This window comes from Salinibacterium xinjiangense (genome assembly GCF_014645015.1).
GTDB classification, from domain to species: Bacteria; Actinomycetota; Actinomycetes; order Actinomycetales; family Microbacteriaceae; genus Rhodoglobus; species Rhodoglobus xinjiangensis.
The window spans coordinates 106,229-122,814 of the sequence record NZ_BMLC01000004.1 but is presented as its reverse complement, the minus strand read 5'-3'; the positions used below and the strand labels follow the sequence as shown (position 1 = coordinate 122,814).

General features: G+C 64.9%; 16 protein-coding genes and 1 tRNA gene. 8 read left to right on the top strand and 9 right to left on the bottom strand.

Annotated elements, in window-relative coordinates:
- The 4 genes from IEW81_RS12445 to IEW81_RS12430 all read right to left on the bottom strand — a co-directional run bounded on the left by IEW81_RS12445 (position 1) and on the right by IEW81_RS12430 (position 5,731).
- On the bottom strand, positions 1 to 1,539 hold the full coding sequence (locus IEW81_RS12445; protein WP_188732727.1) for a hypothetical protein: 1,539 nt from the start codon (positions 1,537 to 1,539) through the stop codon (positions 1 to 3).
- Positions 1,540 to 1,720: 181 nt separating this feature from the next.
- Positions 1,721 to 2,662 (bottom strand): serine hydrolase, encoded by a 942-nt coding sequence (locus tag IEW81_RS12440; protein WP_097061613.1) that lies wholly within the window; start codon positions 2,660 to 2,662, stop codon positions 1,721 to 1,723.
- Positions 2,656 to 4,638, bottom strand: coding sequence for a M13 family metallopeptidase (locus tag IEW81_RS12435; protein WP_097061612.1), 1,983 nt, complete (start codon positions 4,636 to 4,638; stop codon positions 2,656 to 2,658). Before IEW81_RS12435 ends, IEW81_RS12440 begins: the two co-directional genes overlap by 7 nt.
- 28 nt (positions 4,639 to 4,666) lie before the next feature.
- Positions 4,667 to 5,731: a LacI family DNA-binding transcriptional regulator gene (locus IEW81_RS12430; protein WP_097061611.1), complete on the bottom strand. Its 1,065-nt coding sequence runs from the start codon at positions 5,729 to 5,731 to the stop codon at positions 4,667 to 4,669.
- 86 nt (positions 5,732 to 5,817) lie between these two features.
- Between IEW81_RS12430 and IEW81_RS12425 the strand changes: the two genes are divergently transcribed.
- The 5 genes from IEW81_RS12425 to IEW81_RS12405 all read left to right on the top strand — a co-directional run bounded on the left by IEW81_RS12425 (position 5,818) and on the right by IEW81_RS12405 (position 9,971).
- Positions 5,818 to 7,056, top strand: a complete 1,239-nt coding sequence (locus IEW81_RS12425; RefSeq protein WP_097061610.1) for an MFS transporter — start codon at positions 5,818 to 5,820, stop codon at positions 7,054 to 7,056.
- Between the two features lie 9 nt (positions 7,057 to 7,065).
- Complete coding sequence (locus IEW81_RS12420) at positions 7,066 to 7,857, top strand: SseB family protein (RefSeq protein ID WP_097061609.1); 792 nt, start codon at positions 7,066 to 7,068, stop codon at positions 7,855 to 7,857.
- 3 nt (positions 7,858 to 7,860) lie between these two features.
- Positions 7,861 to 8,556 carry an endonuclease NucS gene (nucS, locus tag IEW81_RS12415; RefSeq protein WP_097061608.1) on the top strand — a complete coding sequence of 232 codons (696 nt, stop codon included), beginning with the start codon at positions 7,861 to 7,863 and terminating at the stop codon, positions 8,554 to 8,556.
- Positions 8,557 to 8,575: 19 nt separating this feature from the next.
- Positions 8,576 to 9,232 carry an HAD hydrolase-like protein gene (locus IEW81_RS12410; protein WP_097061607.1) on the top strand — a complete coding sequence of 219 codons (657 nt, stop codon included), beginning with the start codon at positions 8,576 to 8,578 and terminating at the stop codon, positions 9,230 to 9,232.
- Between the two features lie 244 nt (positions 9,233 to 9,476).
- Positions 9,477 to 9,971, top strand: coding sequence for a MarR family winged helix-turn-helix transcriptional regulator (locus IEW81_RS12405; RefSeq protein WP_097061606.1), 495 nt, complete (start codon positions 9,477 to 9,479; stop codon positions 9,969 to 9,971).
- A gap of 316 nt (positions 9,972 to 10,287) precedes the next feature.
- Here IEW81_RS12405 and IEW81_RS12400 read toward each other — a convergent pair whose 3' ends face one another.
- The 5 genes from IEW81_RS12400 to IEW81_RS12380 all read right to left on the bottom strand — a co-directional run bounded on the left by IEW81_RS12400 (position 10,288) and on the right by IEW81_RS12380 (position 13,906).
- Positions 10,288 to 11,301, bottom strand: coding sequence for an NAD(P)/FAD-dependent oxidoreductase (locus tag IEW81_RS12400; protein ID WP_097061605.1), 1,014 nt, complete (start codon positions 11,299 to 11,301; stop codon positions 10,288 to 10,290).
- Entirely contained in the window at positions 11,298 to 11,822 is a 525-nt protein-coding gene (locus IEW81_RS12395; protein WP_097061604.1) for an isoprenylcysteine carboxyl methyltransferase family protein, read from the bottom strand. The genes IEW81_RS12400 and IEW81_RS12395 overlap by 4 nt, the downstream gene beginning before the upstream one ends.
- The gene (locus IEW81_RS12390) at positions 11,819 to 12,871 is read right to left on the bottom strand and encodes a type III polyketide synthase (RefSeq protein ID WP_097061603.1); all 1,053 of its coding nucleotides are present in this window, start codon (positions 12,869 to 12,871) and stop codon (positions 11,819 to 11,821) included. Before IEW81_RS12390 ends, IEW81_RS12395 begins: the two co-directional genes overlap by 4 nt.
- A gap of 40 nt (positions 12,872 to 12,911) precedes the next feature.
- A complete protein-coding gene (locus tag IEW81_RS12385; RefSeq protein WP_097061602.1) occupies positions 12,912 to 13,727 on the bottom strand; it encodes a DNA/RNA non-specific endonuclease in 816 nt (271 codons plus the stop codon).
- 95 nt (positions 13,728 to 13,822) lie between these two features.
- Positions 13,823 to 13,906: transfer RNA gene (locus IEW81_RS12380), tRNA-Leu, on the bottom strand.
- Between the two features lie 199 nt (positions 13,907 to 14,105).
- Between IEW81_RS12380 and IEW81_RS12375 the strand changes: the two genes are divergently transcribed.
- The 3 genes from IEW81_RS12375 to IEW81_RS12365 are packed head-to-tail and all read left to right on the top strand — an operon-like array spanning position 14,106 to position 16,586.
- Positions 14,106 to 14,813 (top strand): FHA domain-containing protein, encoded by a 708-nt coding sequence (locus IEW81_RS12375; RefSeq protein WP_097061601.1) that lies wholly within the window; start codon positions 14,106 to 14,108, stop codon positions 14,811 to 14,813.
- Positions 14,813 to 15,337, top strand: coding sequence for an FHA domain-containing protein FhaB/FipA (locus IEW81_RS12370; protein WP_097061600.1), 525 nt, complete (start codon positions 14,813 to 14,815; stop codon positions 15,335 to 15,337). Before IEW81_RS12375 ends, IEW81_RS12370 begins: the two co-directional genes overlap by 1 nt.
- A gap of 4 nt (positions 15,338 to 15,341) precedes the next feature.
- Positions 15,342 to 16,586 (top strand): PP2C family protein-serine/threonine phosphatase, encoded by a 1,245-nt coding sequence (locus tag IEW81_RS12365; RefSeq protein ID WP_097061599.1) that lies wholly within the window; start codon positions 15,342 to 15,344, stop codon positions 16,584 to 16,586.

Below are 16,586 nucleotides of genomic sequence, written 5' to 3'. Positions count from 1 at the left end.
CTAGCCGTGCAGCCTGCGGTGGCGGGCTACGAAGAGTCCGGCGAGGCCGACGAAGAGAAGTCCGCCTGCGAGGCTCATGCCTGCGCCGATCGTGAGACCCGTAAAGGCCAGGGTCGGCGGATTGAACGCCAGCGTCGGCGGATTGAACGAGCAAACACCGGCAGGAGCGGCGAACCTCAGCACGATGGGGTTCACCCAGTCAGGGTCGAGTCCATCGCCCGCGACGGCGGGTGCTGCTGTGATGGTCACGTCTGAGTAGTCGGACGGCGCCGAGTAGGTTCCACTGGCAACGCCCGTCTCTCCGTTGACGGTCCAGACGAGCTCACCCACGATCGATCCGAGGGTGTACGAGCCTCCCGCGGTGCAGGTGGGCTGGGTGCTCGAGTACGTTGGCGTCACCAAAGCGAACGACGGAAGCTCGCAACCCTCAACCAGCTTCGGCGCGAACTCATCCTCAATCACCAACGTCGGCTCTCCATTCGAGAAGAGATGGTTGTCGTCGGCGGTCGCCACGACCCTGTAGGTCGTTTCGGTCGGGTAAGTCAACGCGAAGGTCGCGTTGGTGACCGTTACAACGACATCACCCTCGGCTGCCTCGCACGTTGCGGGGGTCGTGGTGACAGAGGCAGAGGCAGCACCAGAAGTTGGAGGCGTCTCGCCGCAACCGGTCGGTGCCGTGAACGTCAAGACCTTCGGGTTGACCCAGTCCGGATCCAGACCGTCGCCAGCCACCGCAGGAGTCGCCGAGATGGTCACGTCCGAGTAGTCGGACGGCGCCGAGTAGGTTCCACTGGCAACGCCCGTCTCTCCGTCGACAGTCCACACGACGTCGCCGCCGTCCGAACCGAGCGTGTAAGAACCCGCTGTGGTGCACGTGGGCTGCGTGCTCGAGTACGTCGGCGTCACCAAAGCCAGCGGCGGAAGCTCGCAACCCTCAGCCAGCTTCGGCGCGAACTCATCCTCAATCACCAACGTCGGCTCTCCATTAGAGAAGAGATGGTTGTCGTCGGCGGTCGCCACGACCCTGTAGGTCGTTTCGGTGGGGTAGCTGGTGACGAAGGTCGCATTGACGGCCGCCACCATGAGATCACCCTCGGCTGCCTCGCACGTTGCGGGGGTGGTAGTGACCGTGACGCTGGCGTCCGTGAGAATCGGGTCGACCGGCGTGGGAACGGTGCACAGGATCAGGTGGCTGATGCTGTCTTTCAGGTTGTGCTGCACCGGCGTGCCCTCAGCAAGGCCGTCGGTGAGGACGAGGTTCGAACCATCTCCTGAACCCGCCTTGACGATGACTTTGGAGAATTGCTGACCGGCACCGGGGGAGGGCAACAGGTACGGCACCGGGTTGACGGGCTCGATTTTGTAACACGCCTCGCCGGGCAGCACCTCCCAGTTGCCTGGGTCATTCGCCGCAGCGTCAGTCGGCGGATATGTGCCACCGCCGGGAGGGGCTGCACCTGCGGGGGCTGCTATACCAACGACAGACATTCCGACCGTGAGTAGCACGACGGCCAGACTCGCCACAATTTTCTTGAACACGTTCGAGCTCCTGGGGGGGGAGTTCGAGCCCAGCACGTTAGGGCGCGCACGGGGGATGCGGGCTGAGAGCGGGTAAGACTCGAATGCACTGTGTCGGGGTACTGCATCGGGTTTCGGGTCCGATGCAGTGCAGCGCTCTTGAAGACTACCCGACCCCCCTTGAGGGGGCAAGGGTACAAATTCAGGGGTGTCGCGGAACGCTTTCCCGACGCGGCTGGTGCACGTATTCGAGCAGGTCCACTCCGACCATGCGCAGTGCCTCCAGCACGCGCATCCTTGAGCCCAGGTTCTCATCATTGAACTGGACGGAAACCGCATAGGCGACGGCCCGGCCGCTGCCGCGAAGCGCCCCAGCCTCCGAACGCACACCCGAATCGATGCCGGTCTTGTTGATGAGCAGCGTCTCATGGTCGAACCCACGGTGGGAGAGCGGATCGAGACCGAAGGCGCTCGCCACCAGAGAGAGGTCGCTATTCTGCGATAGCCAGCCCAGGACTCGCTGGCTGGTGACCGGGTCGACGATCTCGTTTCGGGCGAGGGCTCCGAACAACCAGCTGAGCTCGGCCGTAGAGCCGACGGAGAGCTGGGGTGCCTCATCCGGGCCCCGGCGGTCGCGGACGAGATCGAGAAGCGCCGTACGCACGAGGCCCAGGGATTCGGTCCTCGCCCGAACGGCGTGGAGGCCTACATGCCTGAGCAGGATGTTGGTGGCGAGATTGTCACTCGTAGCACCCACGAGCGCGGCAAGATCGGCGACAGGCAGGGTCGGCACCTGCAACTGCTGCCACAGGCCGGCACCGACGACGACATCCTCGGCCGTCTTATCGAGGATGCCGAAACCCGAGACATCCCTCGCTGTCATCCGGGCAGAGACCTCGATGAGCAGGAGGACTTTGCCGATGCTCGCCGTCGGAAGCACGATGCGGTCGTCGATTGCCACGAGCGTCTTACCCGAGTTGAGATCGACCACACTGGCCGATACGCGCGAGCCCGAGTAGGCGATCTTTCCGAGCGCCCTGAAGGAGCCGCTGAAGTTCTCGGCTCCCTCGGATGCAGAATGCCTGGGAACGCGAGGAGCGCGGATGCGCTCCCAGCGCTCCCGGGCGCGCGCAGTTTCTACCAAATAGTCACACGGTCTTTCGGGTCGAGCCATAGTGAGTCGATGTCGGTTACGCCAAATGTCTCATAGAACTCGTCGATATTGCGGACGATCTGGTTGCACCTGAATTCGTTGGGCGAGTGCGGATCGATCGACAGCAGCCTGATGACCTCTTCATCACGAGCCTTCAGTTGCCACGCCTGCGCCCACGACAGGAAGAAACGTTCGGCGCCGGTCAGCCCGTCGATCACAGGGGACCGCTCGCCGCCGAGGGAGATCAGGTACGCACGCCACGCGATCGCGAGACCTCCGAGGTCACCAATGTTCTCGCCGACGGTCAAGGCCCCACTGACGTGATGGTCTGGTACCTGGGCCGGAGCGAGTGCGTCGTACTGTGCGATGAGTGCGCCTGTGCGCTCCTCGAATGCGGCACGGTCGGCTGGCGTCCACCAGTCGGTCAGCCGCCCGTCGCCGTCGTACTTCGAGCCCTGGTCGTCGAATCCGTGGCCGATCTCGTGGCCGATGACGGCGCCGATAGCACCATAGTTGGCCGCGGCATCCCATGATTCATCGAAGAATGGTGCCTGCAGGATGGCCGCGGGGAACACGATCTCGTTGAATCCCGGGTTGTAGTACGCGTTGATCGTCTGCGGCGTCATGAACCATTCGTCACGGTCGAGCGGCTGCCCGATCTTGCCGAGCTCACGCTGGAACTCGAACTCGCTGGTGGCGCGGATGTTGCCGATGAGGTCCGCGGCATCCATCTGCAGGCTCGAATAGTCCCGCCACTTCACGGGATAACCGATCTTGGGGGTGAACTTCTCCAGCTTGTCGATGGCGCGGGCTCTGGTGTCTTCACCCATCCACTCCAGCGAGGTGATGCTCTGGCGGTACGCCTCGACGAGGTTGGTGACCAGCACATCCATGGCGGTCTTCGCGGACTCGGGGAAGTGCCGCTCGACATAGATGCGGCCAACCGCTTCACCCAGGGCGCCCTCGACGAGAGAGACCGCGCGCTTCCAGCGGGCGCGCATCTCCGGGGTACCGGTCAGCGTCCTGCCGTAGAAGTCGAAATTGGCGGCGACGAAATCATCGGAGAGGTATGCGGCATTCGAGCGGATGACCTGCCACGACAGCCAGTCGCGCCATTTGCCGAGGTTGTCGATGACGAGCGCCGTCGACAGGCCCTCCAGAAAGCTCGGCTGGCGAACGACGACCTCATCGAAGGAATGCTCAGGCACGCCCATGGCATCGAGCCACAGGTTCAGGTCGACCGGGCCGAGCAGCCCGTTGGCACTCTCCCACGACATGAGGTTGTACGACTTCTCGCTGTCGCGGGTGGCGACATTGTCCCAGTGGTGGGTGGCGAGCTCGGTTTCAAGCTCGAAGACGCGCGCAGCCCTGGTCGCGGCATCGTCGAGGCCGGCGAGCGAGATCATGTGCTCGAGATATTCGACGTACTTGGTGCGAATCGCCGCCGACTTCTCCTCGCGATAGTACGACTCGTCGGGGAGGCCGAGCCCACCCTGCTCGATGAAGACGAGATAGCGCTCCGGCTGCCCGGGGTCGTTGTCGACGAAGACCTGCGCGAATCCTGACGATCCGCCGCGTTCGAGCTTTCCGAGGGTCGAGAGCAGGCTGTCGATGGATGTGACGGCGGCGGCTTCGGCGAGCAGCTCCGCGATGGGCGAGGCACCCAGTTCCTGCACGCGCGCTTCGTCGAGGAAGCTTGCATACAGGTCGCCGACCTTTCGGGCTTCCGTGCCGGTTTCGGCACCCTGCGACTCGATGATGATGTCGCGGACAGCTCGTTCAGCTTCTTCCGCGAGAACGTAGAACGAACCGTAGCGGGCCTTATCGCTGGGGATCTCGGTGCTGGCGATCCACTTGCCGTTGACGTGGCGGAACAGGTCATCCTGGGGACGCACCGAGGAGTCAAGCTCCCCGATGTCGATTCCAGATGCGCCGATTCCAGTTGTAGGGGAAGTCTCTGAACTCATAAGGGCAAGCCTAACGAGGGTGCCAGCGCTACGGCTGACTCTTGGCGGCGGTCGTCGAGCCGATGTGCAACACGCTCGTGAACGCCGTCGATTGTGGCGTGCCGCCCGCAATGAGTTCGACGGCTGCCCGGCCCGCTGCCCTGCCCTTGTCCTGTGCGGGCTGGATGACCGTGGTGAGGTCGCGCTCCCCGAGTTCGTCGATCTGCACCCCGTCGAAGCCCACCACGCTCAACTCTTGCGGAACCCGGATGCCAAGGCTTTCCGCGGCCCGGATCACCCCTATCGCGAGCAGGTCACTCTGGGCGACCACGGCCGTCGGACGCATCGCACCCTCGAGCAACGCAAGCCCGGCAGCCCGGCCCGCTTCGATCGAGCTGCGAACGGCAACGATGCCACCGAACTCTGGATACACGTCGCGCAGGCCCCGCAGGCGATCACGGGTGGTGTGCGATGTCGCCAGCGCATCCCAGTCCGCCGGCAACGGGGACTGGATCTTCGAGCCGTCGATCGGCAGGGACACGACAGACACGTTCTCGTGTCCGAGGTGCAGCAGGTGCCGTGCGAGCCGGGCCGTGGCATCCCGATTATCGAGGCTGATCGACAGCACACCCGGCATGTCGTCTGCTTCGATGGCGACGACCGGCATACCCCGCTTGCGGAGAACTGCAACAGATTCGTCGAGCCGAGTGGAGCAGCCGACGAGGATCACGGCATCCATCGGGGCTGAGCGGATGTCGATCTGCGGGCCACCGGCGTCGGAGAGCAGTAGCAGCCCGGCTCCGGCGTTTCCCGTCTCCGCGGCGACACCGTCGAGCATGGCGAGGGACATCGGGTCGCGGAACGCATCCTGCAACGCGTCTTCGACGACAATGCCGATGATGCCGGATCGTCCGCGACGCAGGGACTGGGCCCGCGGATCGGGACCGGCATACCCGAGGGCTTCTGCAGCGGCGAGCACCTTCATGCGGGTTGCCTCCGACACCGGGCCGGCGCCGCTGAAGGCGAGGGATGCTGTCGAACCAGACACCCCCGCGAGTGCCGCGACGGCCGCGAGGGTCGGCCTCTGCGTTACCGCGCTTGCCTCACCGTCCATGGGTTGGTAGCTTAGTCGAATCGCTCGATCGAATCGATTCGATCCGTTCTGATTTAGCCCGCAGCCACCGCCATCACAGGGATCCCATGACAGACATTCCAGCCGTCGCCACCGGCCTCGACCGCCGCCAGATCGTGGCCTGGCGCAACGCGATCTTCGTGGTGTTCGCGCTCCCCGGGCTTGCGATAGCCAGCTGGGTGTCGCGACTGCCGGCGGCGCGCGACCTGCTCGACGCCAGCCCGGCTCAAGTAGGGCTGCTGATCACCGGAATCTCGATCGGATCGATCGTCGGACTGCTCGCATCCAGCCACATCGTCGCGAGGTTCGGCGCGGTCACAACCATCACCTGGGGGCTCATCGGCAACGCAACCGGAATCCTCATCGCCGGTCTCGCCGTGACTCTCGGCCCCAGCTTCGGGATGGCCTTCGTGGGGCTCATGGTCTTCGGCGCCTCGACCGGCATCACGGATGTCGCGATGAACGTCTCGGGGGCCGCAAACGAGCGGGCGCTCGGGCGCTCCATCATGCCGATCTTCCATGCGTTCTTCAGCTTCGGCACGATGATCGGGGCCGGGCTCGGAGCCCTCGCCGAGCTCACCGGAGTACCTATCGCGCTGCATTTCGGCCTGACCGGGGCCGTGATTGTCGTGGCCATCATGCTGGTGAGGCGGTTCATCCAGTCCGAGCATGTCATCGAGGAGGACGGCCAGCCGGTCTCCGATAACGACCACTCGAAGAGTTGGCGCGGCAGGCTCAGCATCTGGCAGGATCCGCGCACGCTGCTGATCGGCCTGGTCGTGCTTGCGGCCGCCTTCGCTGAGGGATCGGCTAATGACTGGCTCGCCATCGCCTCCGTCGACGGCCACTCGGTGAACAACGAGACCGGTGCCCTGATCTTCGGCGTCTTCGTCACAGCGATGACGGTCGGGCGACTGGCCGGAGTGTTCCTGCTCGATCGGTTCGGACGCGTCGCCGTGCTGCGAGGATCCTTCCTGCTCGCCGTCATCGGCCTGCTCATCTTCATCTTCGTGCCCGTCATTCCGATCGCCGTGATCGGTGTCGTATTGTGGGGGCTCGGATCCGCCCTCGGATTCCCCATCGGCATGTCGGCAGCGGCAGATGACCCGAAGACCGCAGCGGCCAGGGTCAGTGCCGTGGCCACCATCGGCTACTTCGCGTTCCTCGTGGGCCCTCCCGTCATCGGCCTGCTCGGAGAACAGATCGGAGTGCTGCAGGCACTCCTCATCGTCCTGGTGCTCGCTGCGGTCGGCTCGTTCGTCTCGAGCGCCGCTCGCGAGCCAAAGACAGGCACACCACTCTCGTAGGCTGTTCGTATGGCTGATCTCGTAGACAACGTCCCCCTCCGGCGCGCAATCGCCGACTTCGCGGAGAAGAGCGAGCAATCCAACTTCCTCGAGGTCGTGCGCAACCTCATGCACGGCAGCCTGCTCTTTGACACGACTGGCTCTGAGATCTCGATGACGGAAGACGGGTCATCCGTCGCCAAGGGTTCGACCTTCGCCTTCAGGGAGGGCACGGCGCCTGACGGCGAGCGCGCCCTCTTCGCGTTCACGCGCCAGGAAGAGGTGCTGCGCATGCATGAGGATGCCCCGGCGACCGTGCAGACCCTCGCGCGGCCCGCGGCGTCCAGCCTCGAATTCGCGAAGGAGCACGGTTACGGCTGGCTCTACCTCGATCCCGCCGGACCGACCTGCGGTGTGCGACTGGCCGATGTGGAGTTTTTACTCACGTCCGTCAGGAACGACACCGTCAAGGCGGCCATCGACACCGCCGGATCGACCTGGATGAAGAACGCCGTCATCGACGCCCTCTCGCTCGGTGGACAGTTGCTGTACGCCGTGAGCGAGTCACCAGAGGGCGTGCAGGTGCGCACCTCTACGAACCCCGCAGGTCAGGGTGTCGCGCTCGCCTTCACCTCTGCCGCGGAGGTCGTGGTCCGGAGCACGACGGATTCCTGGACCGCCATCGACGTCGGTCGCATCGTCTCAGACGCCCTCGGCGAGAACTTCTCCGGGCTCGTGATCAACCCATCCGGTCCCTGGGTCGAACTCGGCCGCGACGACCTGCTGCGGGTACAGTCTCGACTCGAGTTGCCGAGCACATAGCCCGTGCGACTCGTTATCGCCCGATGTTCGGTGGACTACGCCGGTCGCCTCAGCGCGCACCTTCCACTGGCGACACGACTGCTGCTTGTCAAGTCTGACGGCAGTGTTCTCGTGCACTCCGATTCGCTGTCGTATAAACCACTGAACTGGATGAGCCCACCATGCACTCTCGCGGCGATGGAGCCGGATGCCGACCAGGCTGACGCCGGGGTCATCCAGATCTGGCGGGTCGCCCAAGCGAAAACCGCAGACCTGCTGGTCATCTCGATCCACGAAATCCTGCACGAGAGCGCCCATGAGCTCGGCCACGATCCGGGATTGCAAAAAGATGGCGCAGAGCACCACCTCCAGAAGCTGCTCGCTGAACAGATCGAGCTATTGGGCGACGGGTACAGGCTGGTTCGGCGGGAATACATGACGGCGATCGGCCCTGTCGACCTGCTGGCGACGGATGCCGCGGGCGGCAGTGTCGCGGTCGAGATCAAGCGGCGCGGCGACATCGACGGCGTCGAACAGCTGACGCGCTACCTCGAGCTGATGAATCGCGATCCGCACCTGGCGCCTGTCACGGGAGTCTTCGCCGCCCAGGAAATCAAGCCGCAGGCGCGCACGCTGGCCCAGGATCGCGGCATCCGGTGCCTGCTGCTCGACTATGACGCGATGCGCGGCATGGACGACAGCGATCACCGTCTCTTCTAGCCGCCTAGGATTTGGAATTATGAGACCCGAGTTCAGCTGCATCCTGTTCGACCTCGACGGCACAATCGTCGACTCAGCCCCGGGTATCACGGCCACCCTGGCCTTCACGTTCGAACAACTTGGCCTCCCCATCCCCTCGCCGGCCGAGCTGGTCGCCTACGTGGGGCCACCCATCCTCGATTCGTTCCGGGACCTTGCGGGATTCACCCCCGAGCAGTCGCAACAAGCGCTTGAGATCTACCGCCCCGAGTACCTACGGCATGGCGCGTTCAACGCGACCGTGTATCCGGGGGTGGAGGATGTGCTGAAGGCGATTCACGCCAGCGACGTGCCGTTGGGGCTCGCCACGTCGAAACCGGAGACTCCCGCGAAGCTGATCCTGGAGCACTATGACCTGGTGAAATACTTCGACGTGATCACCGGCGCATCAGACGACGAGGTGCGCAGCGCAAAAGCCGATGTCGTGGAGGAAGCCCTGCGCCGACTGGTGTCGATCGGCGCGGATGTAACGCGCACCGTCATGGTGGGGGATCGATCCCACGATGTGCACGGTGCGGCGGCGCACGACGTACCGACGATCTTCGTCCGCTGGGGCTACGGTTCGCCGGCCGAAGAAGTCGGCTCGATCGCCGTCGTCGACTCGGCGGAGCAGCTGCTTCCGCTACTGCTCTCCTGACTCGCGAACAACCGGGCGCGGGCAACTCATGCGCGTCGACGAGTGATCCTGCGTGCGAACGAAGGTGTGAATGCTCATCTCTTGTCCGCACAATGGGCAGGCTTCCTGAGCGGTCGGAGGCAACGGTGCCTCGTTATACGGGCCGAGCGGTGGCGGCCCGATGTAGGGGAACAGTCGTCGATTCAGCCGGTCCCACCATGGTTCCTTCTTTTCTTTGCCCACAAATAATTAGTATACTAACTAAATGAGCGAGAAGCCACAGCCGCAGGATCCAGTCGCGCTCGACCTACGGCTGCCCGACCCACAGCCGCAGGATCCACTGGCGCTCGACCGCCAGGTCTGTTTCGCGCTGGCCGCGGCATCCAGAAGCGTCATCGGCCTGTATCGGCCCGTGCTCGAACCGCTCGGGCTCACGCATCCGCAGTACCTGGTGATGCTCGCCCTGTGGGAGAGGAGCCCCCGTACCGTGCGCGACATCGGCCAGGCGCTGCGACTCGAGCCCGCTACCCTATCGCCACTGCTCAGGCGCCTCGAAAGCGCAGGGCTGTTGACCCGCAAGCGCAACCCCGACGATGAGCGCGCCCTCAATGTCGAACTGACCGCGGCCGGCCGTGCACTCAGGCAGCAGGCCGAGCAGGTTCCCGGGCAGATCTTCGACAGGCTCGGGATGAACGTGGCCGAACTCGAACGGATCCGCGACGGGCTCACGATGCTGCTCACCGCAAGCCAGCGCGCCTAAGCTCGCGGCAACCACCGCCACCGAAGCTGCCCCTCCTCCTCCTGCCCCTGCACCCGCTGCACCTGCACCTGCACCTGCTGCCCCTACCAAATGAAGGAGATTTCACCCTCAAGCCCGCGTTCGCCAGGCAAACCCATCAAAAGACGCGATATCTCCTTCATTTGGCAGTGGAAGGCAGTGGAGCAGGGCGCGGTTGGGGGGCGCGGTTGAAGGGAGCGGTGGATACGAACAGCGGCGTGGATGCCACGCGCCTCTCCGTGAGCAGGGGCGCCGACCCGCGGCGCTCGGCCGGCATGAACACCTGTGTCGCGGCAACCTAGCGCGCGAGCCGCTCCACGACGGCGCCGTAGACGCGAGGCAGGGCAGCAGCGGCAGGCACGATCGCGCTCCGCAATGGCCCCGTCGCCGCCCACACCAGCCCCGAAGTCAACCGGCGGAAGTCCCGGGTCGACCGCGCCCAGGCCCTGTCGTAGTCGAGGCCATCAGTGACATGCTGCACGGCCAGCCGCGCCTGGTCGAGGCCGAGACGCAGACCTTCGCCAGTGATCGCATCCACGTAACCCGAGGCGTCGCCGACAAGCAGCAGTCGGCCAGCCGACGGCCGGCGCGAGCGCTGCCGAAACGGCCCGGCCCCGCGCAGGGAGCTGGCAGGAGCCGCCCCCTCGAGTTTCGACGAGAGCTCCGGGATTCCACGCACGGTCTCGGCGAAATCCGTGCGCTGCGGCCCCAGGATGGCGACCCCGACCGTGTCTTCGGCGACGGGCGTCACGTAGACCTCCGCGTGCGCGGCCCAGTGCACCTCAATCAGTTCGCTCCACGGCGCCACGAAGAAGTGCTGACGCAGTCCATAGCGACGAGCGCCGCCGCGCGGCCTGTCGAGCCCCGCCGCGACACGTACCGTGGAGTGCAGGCCATCGGCAGCGAACATCCACCCCGCTCGGATGCCGTTGACCGTGACCCCTGTGGAATCCTGCGTAAACCCGTCGACGCGACCGACGACTCGCTCCACGCCGAGCTGATCCGCCCGTGCCGAGAGCGCATCGTGGAGTGCCACACGGCGAACCCCGCGCCCTGTCCCGCGCGCGAAGCGATACTCGGCCCGTCGACCGGGCGCCAGGTAGCTCACGCCTCGCAATGGCATTCCGGGGGGATCGATGCCGAGCCGTTCCAGCAACGGCAATGCTCCGGGCATCAGTCCCTCGCCGCACGCCTTGTCGATGGAACTCTCGCGAGGCTCGATCAGCGTGACCGTCAGCCCCGCCAACCGCGCCTCGATCGCAGATGCCAGCCCGACGGGTCCGCCACCAACCACCACGACGTCGACGCTCATGCCAGCTGCCTCAGCGCCCTGTCTTCGGTCGGGATCCGGAACCCGAGCAATAGCGCAGCGTTCAGAACGGTGAAGGCGATCGCCGTCACCCACGCTGTGTGCACGAGCGGCAGTGCGATGCCCTCCACGACCACGAGCAGGTAGTTCGGATGCGGCAGCCACTCCCAGCGATACGGCCCCCTGGCAACGCGCCCGGCCCCAGGCACGACGATCACACGGGTGTTCCACTGGGCTCCCAGGGAGCTGATGATCCAGTACCGACCGGCCTGGCACAGCAGCGCGATCACGAGCATCGGCCAGCCGAGAGCCGGGAGGAATGGGCGTTGCGCGAGCAGGACCTCGGTGATGCACGCCAGTAACAGGCCTGTGTGCAGCGCTACCATCCACGGAAAGTGGCGCTGGCCATATTCCGTGCCACCCCGCGCGAATGCAGCAGCGGCATTACGTCTGGAGACCGCGAGCTCGAATAAGCGCTCGCTACCGGTCGCGAGGATTAGCACGACATAGAGAATGACACTCACGGCCACTCCAGCAATACGAACTCGGCGCTCACCCCAGGGCCGAGCGCGAACAGCAGGCCTTTCGAGCCGGGCGCGACTCCGGCGTCGATCGTGTCGGCGAGCACGTGGAGTACGGCGGACGATGACAGGTTCCCCACCCGGTCCAGCGAGGCCCACGAGAGCTCGAATGCCGACGCGGGTACCTGGAGCGCCTCGGCGAAAGCTTCGAGCACGCGCGGCCCACCCGGATGCGCGACCCAGGTCGTGACATCCGCGATGCCGAGCCCGTTGTCGGCCAGGAATGCTGAAGCCTCCACGGGGAAGTGACGGGTGATCACGTCGGCGACGCCTGCGGTGAGCACGATCTCGAATCCGCTCCCACCGACATTCCAGCCGATCACATCCGTCGTGTCGGGGTAGAACGAGCTGCGGGTGTCGATGATGCGTGGGCCCGGCTCGGGCCGGTCATCCCCGACGAGCACGACCGCGGTCGCCCCGTCGCCGAACAGCCCGGTCGCCACGAAATTACCCATCGATTCATCCTCGCGCTGCAGGGTGAGCGAACAAAGTTCCACGCTCAACAGCACACCGACATCACCCGGATGCCCGACCAGGTAGTCGTTGACGCGGGCAAGCCCGGCGGCTCCTGCCACGCACCCGAGGCCGAACGACGGAAGCCGTTTCACGTCAGGGCGCAACCCCAACCTCTGCATGAGGAGCGCGTCGATGGATGGTGCGGAGATGCCGGTCACCGAGGTGAACATGACGAAGTCGACATCGGGAGCCTCGAGACCGCAGGCGGCGAGCGCCGTACGCAGGGCCCTCTCGGCCAGGTCTGTCGCGACCTCGATGAAGATGTCGTTGGTCTCCCTGAATGATCCGAGGCTGCGGTAACGCTCGATCGGCAGGGCCGTGAAGCGCGTTCCGATGCCGGATGCCGCGTGCATTCTTTCGAGCACGGCGCGCCGACCAGGGGCTGAGGTGATGAGTGGAGCCAGCTCGGAGGTGATCTCGGACTGGGTGTATTCGTGGAGAGGAAGCACGGGGGCGACCGCTGCTATGCGGGTCATTTTCCGAACCTAACACGCCGTGGTGAAACCGTTGTCAGTGTCAGAGCTCGATCTCGTCGCCCGAGGCCAGTTCGCGCCAGTCTCCGCGGGTTCCCATGGGTTGTGCTGCCGGTGTCGGCTGGTAGCGGTCGGCATCCACCAACTGTTCGATGGCGAGCCCGGTGAGCTCGGCGATGCGCCCAACGGGCAGCTGGAACGTGCGGAACGGGCCGAGCGGCGGCGGGTTGCCGCTGGTCAGTTCGCGCAGGTCGATGTCGGCAAGCAGGGGCGACTGGTCGAGCACGAAACCGGCGGCCCTCAGCGATGCGGTGCCATCTGCCAGTGCAGCCCAGGCGGCGATCTTCCAGAACATTCCCGGGATTCGCACGCCCCGGTACAGGCCGTCGTCCGCCCTGAAGACCGGACCGGTGAACACGCTCAGCCGCAGCTGGTTGGCTCCGGCGTACTCAAGCACGTGGTCTTCGAGCCCGACCCACAGCTCCTTGCCCTGGTTGAAGGCCGCGGCCTGCGGTGCGGCATTCGTATAGTTGAAGGTGTCGACGTTGGCCTGTTTCGCTTCATCGCCCCACACCGGATCCCTTCGGCGCACGAGGTGCCCGCGATCGAGATCGTTCTTCGCGTACAGCGCCGGGCCGGCCTGCTCGTCTTCCGAGACTCGTTTGTCGAGCCGCCAGGTATTGCCGCGCTTCACATCGACGAGTTCGGCGCCGGCGATATTCACCGCTGTCGCAGCGGCAAGCCTGCGCTCCGGGTCGAGCAACACCGTGAAGTGGGTGTAGTCGAGTTGGATGACGGGCTGCTGCGCACCCGGCAACTCCAGCAGCACGTCCAGGAAGCCCGACTCGTATCCGCTCATATGGCCTCGTTTTGACTCATGACACGAGCGTAGCGACCGCAGGTTAAACGCACGAAAGCGCCCCCCGAAATGAGGGACGCTTTCATGCGGTGCGGTGCGCGAGGGGGGACTTGAACCCCCATGCCCTTTCGGGCACACGGACCTGAACCGTGCGCGTCTGCCAATTTCGCCACTCGCGCTCACCTGCCGGCAGCACGCCACCGACTGAGCGAGATTATCACAGTACGAGGGGGTTGCGGATGCGCCCGATCCCCATGAATCACTGCCTCCAACGCGGTCGCTCACGTGTGAATAGGCTGCTTTTGTGGTGGCGAGGCGGCCGTCGCAGCAGCCAGCAGCTAACATCGGTATCCAGTAAGGGCAATAACAAGGAGTGTTTTGGGTCTTCTGGACAGCTTTGAGAAAGGTCTCGAGCGCGCCGTCAACGGTGCGTTCGCCAAGACCTTCAAAAGTGGACTCCAGCCGGTGGAGATCACCAGTGCCCTTCGCCGTGAGCTCGACACGAGGGCGGCGGTCGTCTCGCGCGACCGCATCCTCGTTCCCAATAAATTCACCGTGCACCTCAACCGCGTCGATTACGACAGGATGACCGGCTTCGGCCAAACCCTCATCGACGAGTTGACCGGGCTCGTGCAACAGCATGCCGCGGCACAGCACTACTCGTTCGCCGGCGGCATCTCTATCACGCTGGCCGAGGATTCCACGCTCAGCCAGGGCATGATCGAGATCCAGTCCGTGAATGTGAAGGGCACTGTTGCGTGGACTCCCGTGCTCGAGATCAATGGCACGCGACACCCGATCACCCATTCCCGCACCATCGTCGGTCGCGGAAGCGATGCGACCATCACCGTCGACGACACCGGCATCTCCCGCAAGCACGTCGAGATCCTGTGGGACGGGACGAAAGCGGAGGTCAACGACCTCGGTTCAACGAACGGCTCCCTCCTGAACGGCAATAAGGTCAACCGCGCGCCCCTTCCGCCAGACTCCGTCATCGACATCGGCAGGACCAGGATCGTGTTCAGGGTGCTGGCGCAGTCTGCCGGTTCTTCGGAGCTCTCCGGCCGGCGGGATGGCATTAGCTGATGAGTGAACTGACCCTCCTCATCCTGAGGATCGCCTTCCTCGTGGTGCTCTGGGGCTTCGTCTTCGCGATCGTCTATGCCCTCAGGTCTGACCTGTTCGGCCAGAAGGTACGCCGGCTTCCCGCCGCAGCGGCGGCGCAACCGACAGCACAGCCCCAGTACAGGGCGCCTGAACCCATGACTGAGCAGTTGTCCGCACCGCGCCAGGCTGCATCTTCACCACCAACCTCGTTGGATGCCCGCCGCCTGGTCATCACCGGTGGAGCGAAATCGGGGCTCGAGATGGACCTTCCCGCCGAAGCGATGACCATCGGGCGTTCCAACGAATCCGCGCTGGTGATCCGCGACGACTACACATCGACCCATCATGCTCGACTGCTGCTGTGGGCCGATGGCTGGGTTATCCAGGACCTGGATTCGACCAACGGCACCTTCCTGAATGGAACCCGCGTGCTGGTTCCGACGCAGGTGCCGTTGAACACGCCGGTCAAAATCGGCACGACGAGCTTTGAACTGCGGCGGTAACTGGATGACCACCACGGGGAAGAGTGCGGCAGTTTCGCACGTGGGCAAAGTCCGCAGCAATAACCAGGACAGCGGATACGCCGGCCAGTACCTGTTCGTCGTCGCAGACGGTATGGGTGGCCACGCCGGTGGCGACGTCGCCTCGGCTATCGCCGTCAAGCGGATCACCGAGACCGATCGGGCATACTCCTCTCCACACGACGCCGAGTTCGCGCTCCGCACCGCCCTGCTCGCCGCGAACTCCCTGCTCGCTGAGACCGTGTTCGAGCACGCCGAACTCACCGGGATGGGTACGACGGTGAGCGGCATCCTGCGTGTCAACAACCAGATCGCACTCGCGCACATCGGCGACTCCCGCATCTACCTCCTGCGTGGCAACGTCCTGACGCAGGTCACCGCTGACCACACCTTCGTGCAACGCCTCGTCGACAGCGGTCGCATCACGGCCGAAGAGGCTGCAGTGCACCCGCGCCGCTCCGTGCTCATGCGCGTGCTCGGCGACGTCGACGCGTCTCCGGAGATCGACACCGCCGTGCTCGACACCAGGTCGGGTGATCGCTGGCTACTGTGCTCCGATGGCCTCAGCAGCTATGTCACCGACGACAAGATGCACCTCGCCCTGTCGACGATTCCGGCCGCCCAGTCGGCCGCCGAGCGGCTGGTGAGAGACAGCCTCGATCAGGGTGCGCCCGACAACGTGACCGTGATCATCGTCGATATCGATGATTCGGCGGATTCCTCCCACCTGCCGCCGGTCACCGTCGGTTCCGCCGCCGTGCCGCTCGTCTTCGAGAACGATGTCGTGCGACGGCCCCTGCGGTTGCCGAGCCTTCTTCTGCATCCGCTGAAGGCCTCCCCACCCGAAGACAGCCACTTCGAACCGGAATCAGACGACTACCTGACGGCGCTGATCCAGGAGGATCGGCGCCGCGAGGTCCGTCGTCAGATCGGCTGGCTGGCGTTCATCGTGATCGTCGCCGGACTCATCGTGGCCGCCTGCGCGATCGGGTACGAGTTCACACAGCGCCACTACTTCGTCGGCGCCGAGAACGGTCGGGTCACCATCTTCCAGGGTGTGCAACAGGATCTCGGCCCCATCTCGCTGTCACACGTCTACCGCAGCACCACCCTGCAACTCGACGACCTGCCGCTCTACCAGCGCGACACTGTCGAGGCGACCATCAATGCAGACAGCATCGAGGATGCCGAACGCATCATCGAACAGCTCAAGAGTGTCGGGACGCCCTGA

What these genes read in the sequence shown, in the direction of transcription:
- IEW81_RS12435 (WP_097061612.1), bottom strand. Translation starts at nt 4,638, where the DNA reads ATGAGTTCAGAGACTTCCCCTACAACTGGAATCGGCGCATCTGGAATC.
- IEW81_RS12430 (WP_097061611.1), bottom strand. Translation starts at nt 5,731, where the DNA reads ATGGACGGTGAGGCAAGCGCGGTAACGCAGAGGCCGACCCTCGCGGCC.
- IEW81_RS12425 (WP_097061610.1), top strand. Translation starts at nt 5,818, where the DNA reads ATGACAGACATTCCAGCCGTCGCCACCGGCCTCGACCGCCGCCAGATC.
- IEW81_RS12420 (WP_097061609.1), top strand. Translation starts at nt 7,066, where the DNA reads ATGGCTGATCTCGTAGACAACGTCCCCCTCCGGCGCGCAATCGCCGAC.
- IEW81_RS12410 (WP_097061607.1), top strand. Translation starts at nt 8,576, where the DNA reads ATGAGACCCGAGTTCAGCTGCATCCTGTTCGACCTCGACGGCACAATC.
- IEW81_RS12405 (WP_097061606.1), top strand. Translation starts at nt 9,477, where the DNA reads ATGAGCGAGAAGCCACAGCCGCAGGATCCAGTCGCGCTCGACCTACGG.
- IEW81_RS12400 (WP_097061605.1), bottom strand. Translation starts at nt 11,301, where the DNA reads ATGAGCGTCGACGTCGTGGTGGTTGGTGGCGGACCCGTCGGGCTGGCA.
- IEW81_RS12390 (WP_097061603.1), bottom strand. Translation starts at nt 12,871, where the DNA reads ATGACCCGCATAGCAGCGGTCGCCCCCGTGCTTCCTCTCCACGAATAC.
- IEW81_RS12385 (WP_097061602.1), bottom strand. Translation starts at nt 13,727, where the DNA reads ATGAGCGGATACGAGTCGGGCTTCCTGGACGTGCTGCTGGAGTTGCCG.
- IEW81_RS12370 (WP_097061600.1), top strand. Translation starts at nt 14,813, where the DNA reads ATGAGTGAACTGACCCTCCTCATCCTGAGGATCGCCTTCCTCGTGGTG.
- IEW81_RS12365 (WP_097061599.1), top strand. Translation starts at nt 15,342, where the DNA reads ATGACCACCACGGGGAAGAGTGCGGCAGTTTCGCACGTGGGCAAAGTC.